This is a genomic window from Kitasatospora sp. MBT66 (assembly GCF_000710405.2).
In the GTDB taxonomy this organism is placed as follows: domain Bacteria; phylum Actinomycetota; class Actinomycetes; order Streptomycetales; family Streptomycetaceae; genus Kitasatospora; species Kitasatospora purpeofusca.
In genome coordinates this window covers 255,581-259,911 of record NZ_JAIY01000003.1, presented here as the reverse complement: position 1 = coordinate 259,911, position 4,331 = coordinate 255,581, and the positions used below count along the sequence as shown (strand labels likewise).

At 76.9% G+C, this 4,331-nt stretch carries 4 protein-coding genes; 1 reads left to right on the top strand and 3 read right to left on the bottom strand.

The window, feature by feature from the left end; all coding sequences use genetic code 11:
• Window positions 1-222: 222 nt before the first annotated feature.
• Window positions 223-864, bottom strand: a complete 642-nt coding sequence (locus BI06_RS03085) for a response regulator transcription factor (RefSeq protein ID WP_030391877.1) — start codon at window positions 862-864, stop codon at window positions 223-225.
• A 268-nt stretch (window positions 865-1,132) separates the two neighbouring features.
• Between BI06_RS03085 and BI06_RS03080 the strand changes: the two genes are divergently transcribed.
• Window positions 1,133-3,298: an ATP-binding protein gene (locus BI06_RS03080; RefSeq protein ID WP_051740168.1), complete on the top strand. Its 2,166-nt coding sequence runs from the start codon at window positions 1,133-1,135 to the stop codon at window positions 3,296-3,298.
• A gap of 108 nt (window positions 3,299-3,406) precedes the next feature.
• Here BI06_RS03080 and BI06_RS50245 read toward each other — a convergent pair whose 3' ends face one another.
• Together BI06_RS50245 and BI06_RS03075 are read right to left on the bottom strand one after the other, a co-directional pair.
• Complete coding sequence (locus BI06_RS50245) at window positions 3,407-3,583, bottom strand: hypothetical protein (RefSeq protein WP_158516373.1); 177 nt, start codon at window positions 3,581-3,583, stop codon at window positions 3,407-3,409.
• A gap of 211 nt (window positions 3,584-3,794) precedes the next feature.
• Complete coding sequence (locus BI06_RS03075; protein ID WP_043464868.1) at window positions 3,795-4,205, bottom strand: hypothetical protein; 411 nt, start codon at window positions 4,203-4,205, stop codon at window positions 3,795-3,797.
• Window positions 4,206-4,331: the final 126 nt, after the last annotated feature.

Below are 4,331 nucleotides of genomic sequence, written 5' to 3'. Positions count from 1 at the left end.
GGGCCGGTGGGCGGGCCGCTGCGGCCGGGGCCGCGGGTCCGTGGGACGCGGCGGACGCGGTGGGTGCGGTGCTGTGCCCGGTCCCGGTGGTGGCCGAGGTCGCGGCCGGTTCGCTCATGAGAGCCTCCTCTCCCGCATCCTCGGCGTCCTGGCGTCCCGGGGGCGCGGGACGGCGGTCCGGTCCCGGTCCCGACCGCGCCCGGCGGGGGCCGCCGTCGGCGGTCAGCTGTCGCCGAGGCCCATGTCCCTGGCCCGGGCCACGGCCTCCGCCCGGGTGGCGACGTGCAGCTTCTCGAAGATGTGGGTGACGTGGTTGCGGACCGTCTTCTCCGCGACCACCAGCTCGCGGGCGATCCGGCGGTTGTCCAGCCCCCGGGCCACCAGGTCGAGGACCTCCGCCTCGCGGGCGGTGAGCGCCGGGAAGAGCTGCCCGGCCTCGCGCACCCGCGCGCCGGCGAGCAGGGCGGTGATCCGCTCGGCCACGTCCGCGCCGAACACCGCGCCACCGGCCGCGACCGTCCGCACCGCGTGCAGCACCTCCTCCCGGCCCGCGCCCTTCACCAGGTAGCCGCGGGCCCCCGCCTGGAGCGCGGCGAGCAGGCTCCCGTCGTCGTCCGCCATGGTGAGCATCAGCACCGGCGGGGCCGGCCGGTCGGCGGAGAGCCGGCGGGTGGCCTCCAGCCCGGAGCCGTCCGGCAGCGAGAGGTCCATGACGACCATGTCCGGACGGTGCCGGGCGACCGCCTCCGGCACGTCGCCCACGCGCTCGGCCTCGGCGACGACCACGATCCCCTCGGCGCTCTCCAGGGCGGCCCGCAGCCCCTCCCGGAACAGCGGGTGGTCGTCGACGATCAGGACCCGCACGGGTGCGGCCGACGGCTCCTCGTCCGGTCGCGGTCCCCCGGCCAGGGGGTCTTCGGCGGGCTGCTCTTCATCCACATGGCCGACACTACCAGCGATGCCGGTGTGACTTTCCGTGATCGGAGCGCCGGGCGGCCGGACGCTTCCGGACCGAACGAGACCGCTGCCCCATGCGCCCGGGACGACGGGCGGCCGAGACTGGTGGGAACGCGCCCGACCCGGCGACCGGCCCCGGCGGAGACCCCGCCCTCAACCGTCCCTAGGCGGTGCCATGACCACGGTGACCCCTCTCCCGCCCCTGCCGCGTTCGCCCGCCGGGGCCCCGCCGCGCCGGACGCCCGCCCGGCTCCGGCTCACCGGGGCCGCGGCGCTCACCGTGCTCTGCCTGGCGGTCGCCGCGCTCTGGGTCTGCTACGTGCTGGTCCACCTCGACGCGCCCGGGGTCGAGGCCCCCCGGGACCAGCTCGCGATCCTGGTCTACGCGCTGCCCACCGCCGCCGCGGGCATGCTGCTGCACGCCCACCGCCCGGGAAATCCACTCGGTTGGGTGATGCTCGTCTACGCACTGACGTCGATGCTGCCGAGCGCGGCCGCCGCGCCCGTCTGGGTGGAGGTCTCCGACCCCGGGCTCGTCGGCGCGGCCGCCGTGGTGCGCGCGGTGTGCGACACGGTCAGCGGGACGCTGTTCTACGTCCTGCCGCTCTGGCTGCCGGCCGGGCGGCTCACCACCCGCAGGTGGTGGTGGTACATCGGCGCCGTCGCCCTCTGGGTGCTCCCGGACGCGATGTCCTTCCTGGACCGCGCGACGGTGTTCGGCCGCGCCAACCCGCTCGCCGACAGCGCCCTCGCGAACGCCTTCGGCTCCGTGTCCGACCACCTCGACCGCTTCTACGACCCGGTCGACCACCTGCTGATCGGCATCGCGGCCGCCGTACTGCTGGTCCGGCTGCTCCGCCGCAGCGCGCCCCGCCACCGCGCCCACCTGGCCGGCATGCTCGGCGCCTATCTGCTCTGGGCCGGCATGCAGGACTACTACACCCGGCGGTTCCGGTACGAGTACTGGCTGAGCTACTCGCTGTTCACGGCGGCGGGCGCGGTGTGGGCGGTCGCGGTGGCGTTCCTGGTGGTCCGGGACGGCGGGTGGCGGCTGGACCGGGCCGCCCGGTCCGTACTCGGCGGGCTGCTGCTCGCCGCCGGGCTCACCGTGGTGTTCGTGGTCTGCGCGACGGTGCTCTCGGGCTGGCTGGTGCCCGGCCGCGGCGGCGCCGCCCTGCTGCTGATCGCCCTGCTCCTCGCCCTGGGCGCGGGCCTGCCCCGGGCCGCCCGACGGGCCGTGGGCCTGGTGGACCGGCTCTACTACGGCGAACGCGCCCAGCCCTACCAGGTGCTCCGCACCCTGGCCGGGCAGGTCCGGCAGGTCGTCGACCCGGAGCGGCTGCCGTCCGCGCTCTGCGGCACCGTCGCCGAGGAACTGCGGCTGCCGGGTGTGGCGTTGGCCGTCACCACCCGGGCCGGGCGGCGCCCGCTGGCCGCGGTGGGGCGGCTGGACGGGCCGGTCCAGGGCTTCGCGCTGGTCCACCACGGCACGACCATCGGGGAGTTGACCGTCGGACTGCGGGCGGGCGAGGAACGGCTCGACCCCAGCGACGTCGACATCCTGCGCTCGCTGGCGGACCAGGCCTCGCCGGCCGTCGCCTCGCTGCGGCTCCAGGAGGACCTCCAGGCCAGTCGGGAGCAGATCGTCGCGGCGCGGGAGGAGGAGCGGCGGTGGCTGCGCCGGGACATCCACGACGGGCTCGGACCGGCGCTGGCGGGCCTGCGGCTGCGGGTCGACAACGCGGCCTCGGCCGCCGTCTCCGGGACAGGCACGGACGCGCTGGCCCCGACACTGGAGGGCATCTCCGGCGACCTGGCGCTCACGATCAAGGAGGTGCGGCGGATCACGGACCGGCTCGGGCCCGCACCGCTCGGCGAGTTCGGCCTCACCCGGGCCGTCGAGCACCTCGCGGCCACCTTCAGCAGCGACGGACTTGTCGTCACCACCGCGCTGCGACCGGACCCGCTGCCGGAACTGCCGGCCGCCGTGGAGGTCGCCGCGTACCGGATCACCGCCGAGGCGCTGAACAACGTGCTCCGCCACGCCCGCGCCCGGCACGCCGAGGTGGCGCTGCGGGTGGACGAGGCGCACCTCGTCCTGACCGTCCAGGACGACGGGATCGGCCTCGGCGATCCGCTGGGACCCGACGAGTACCTCGGCGCCGTCGACCCGGGCCCCGCCGACGCCGAACCGGCCGACGGGGTCGGGCTGCGGTCGATGTCGGACCGCGCGGCCGAGATCGGCGGCCGCTGCACCGTCGGCCGCCTCGCCACCAACGGCACCCGGGTGCTCGCCGTCCTCCCCCGCCACCCCTCCCGCAGCCCCCGCCCCGGCGCCTGAACGCGCCCGCGGGCCTCGCCCCGCGGACGCGCCCGTGCCCCCCCGCGCGGTGAGGCACGGGGGGCACGGGCGGCGGGGGCGGTGCCGGGTCCGAGGGTTCGGACGGGGTCAGTTCCTGCAGTCCTTCTCGCCGGGCTTGCAGCGGCGTTCGGTGGTCGTGGTCCCGGCGGCGGGCGCCGTCCTGGCCGGCGCGCCGACGGCGCTCCTGATGACCACGGTGGCGGTGGCGATGCCGACGACTACGGACGCGACGCCGAACGTCCTCGTTCTCGTGTTCGTTGCCATGAGTGGTGCTCCAGACTTCTTGCTCCTCGAACGGTCCGACCGATCGACCGCTCCGCCCTCCACTCTGGTCGGCGGCCCGCCCCGGGCACATGGGCCTGCCGTCCTGTTCCGGTCCCAGGACGGGTGCGCGGGCACCTCGTTCCCCGGCCCCCGCCGGGGGGCGGGGGCCGGGGAACGAGGTGGTCGGACGGCGGGTGGGCGGTGGGAGCGGTCATGGCCGGCTGCGGCGGTCGGCCCGGCGCCGGGCCAGGGAGTTCCTGGTCGCGGCGGTGCGGCGCGGCGCGTCCAGCGCGAGGCAGAGCACCTCGGCGCCGAGCGGGCCGGCCTCCAGCCGCAGCGGGCAGCCCCGGGTCGCCAGCAGCAGGTCTCCGTCGACGGCCAGGTGGTCCGGCTCGTCGGCGGTCCGGCCGACGAGCAGCGAGCCGCGCAGCACGAACAGGACGGTCTCGCCGTCGGACCGTCCCGGCAGCGCGTGGTGCACGCCGGGGCCGAGCCGCAGGTGGTCGAAGGTCTCGCAGGCGCTGGTGAGCATGGACCGGCGCGCCAGGCAGCGGACGCGGACGCGTTCGCCGTTCGGGCCGAGGAGGACGGTGGCCGAGGCGGTGGCGGTGGTGACGATCATCGTGACTCCCCTCCCTTGGGGCTCGGAGGGGTCTCGGGGCGGTCGGGGGTGTCGGGGGCGGCGGTGTCCGAACCGGTCGGGGGCCCGGCGGGCGGGGGCTCGCTTGTCGGCCGCTCGGCGGGCGGG